We start from the raw sequence: 1,476 nt of genomic DNA, 5'->3' as shown, positions 1-1,476 counted from the left end.
CTTGGGTTTCTTGGGTTTCTTGGGTTTCTTGGGTTTCTTGGGTTTCTTGGGTTTCTTGGTTTTCTTGGTTTTCTTGGGTTTCTTGGGTTTCTTGGGTTTCTGCTCTCTACCTTACTAGCTTTTCCAACAAACACATATATCGAGGTGATATTCAAGCTCCTCCAATCCAAACCTATCAGCGGCCTGCTAACGCCGCTCGCGTTCCTTCTGCTGCTCAGCGCCTGCGGCGGCAGCCCCTCAGCATTTCCGTCGGCCGCGGCTTTGCAGGCGGCGGGCACAACCGCCGCTCCGGTGTCTAACGCCGGCAGCAGCAGCACATCGTTGCCCGCGCCGCCGCAGCCGTCAGCGGCACCAGCTTCGCCGACGTTGACACCCGAGCGCGTGATAAGCCCGACGCTGCTCGTCACGCACTCGAAGAGCGACTACGTCAGCTTCCTCGATCCGGCGAGCGGGACGTACGACAAGCTCGTCGTCGGCCGCGCACCGTTCGCGGCCGCCCTTGGGCCGCAGCACCGCGCCTACGTGACGACGGCGGAAGGCATCGCCGTCATCGATACGGCGATGCGCAAACGGCTCGCGCTGGTGCCGTACCTGTCCAGCGTTGGCGCAAATCCCCGCTACGGCGAGTACCGCGCCGGCGGCATGGGCCTTGCCGTCTCGCCGGACGGCAAGCAAGTCTATGTCGGTGTGTATCTGGGCTCGAGCGCCAGCCAGCTCGAGATTCTCGACACCGACACCCTGACCATGACCGCCCGCGTCCCGGTGGGCATGAGGCCGTTCGATGTCGTCGTCGCCCCTGACGGACACGAAGTGTACAGCATCGACCACGACGGGTATACCGTGACAGCGGTCGATCCCAAGACCCGTAAAAGCCGCACCTTCGAAGCGGCGCCGTTCGGCAAAGGCGGCTTCGAGAAGCCGCACTACGCCGCCGTAACCGCAAGCGGCCAACTCTTGCTGCCCTATCAAGGCCGTGGGCTCGTTGTCCTCGACCCGGCAAGCGGCCAGTACACGGTTAAGCCGCTGACCGGCAACACGCATCAGGAAGGCGTCGTGCTGACCGATGACGGCAAGCAGTTGCTCATCGTCGGCATCGGAGCGGCAGGAAGTGCTACAGGCCAGCCGAATCTGACCGTGCTGGATACAGCGACGTATACTGAACGCATCGTTCCACTGACACGGCTCCATCAGATGGTCGCCGTCAGCCCGGACGCCAAGACGGCCTACCTCACAGGCGGTGTCACCTATGCGGATACCGGCTGGAACGGCATGACCGTCATCGACCTCACCGCCGGCACTGCGCGCGAGATCGCCTTGCCGGACTACCCATTGGACGTCCAGGTGCTGCAGGAGTAACCTGCTTAGGTACCGAACAGCTTGATCTCATTCGTGGAATCTGTGCCTTCCCCCCATGCAGCCCTTTTTGTGAAAAAAAACTGCCTGTTCACAGGAATTTCCCTAACTTATCGGCAGTTA

1 protein-coding gene is annotated in these 1,476 nt (G+C 61.5%); it reads left to right on the top strand.

Annotated elements, in window-relative coordinates:
- On the top strand, positions 1-1,356 hold a 1,356-nt coding region (locus tag EJQ19_RS32120; RefSeq protein ID WP_164716902.1), incomplete at its 5' end, for a beta-propeller fold lactonase family protein.
- Positions 1,357-1,476 lie beyond the last annotated feature (120 nt).

Origin of the sequence: Paenibacillus whitsoniae (assembly GCF_003955665.1) — a bacterium.
GTDB lineage: Bacteria > Bacillota > Bacilli > Paenibacillales > NBRC-103111 > Paenibacillus_E > Paenibacillus_E whitsoniae.
This window is presented reverse-complemented; position numbering and strand designations above follow the sequence as displayed.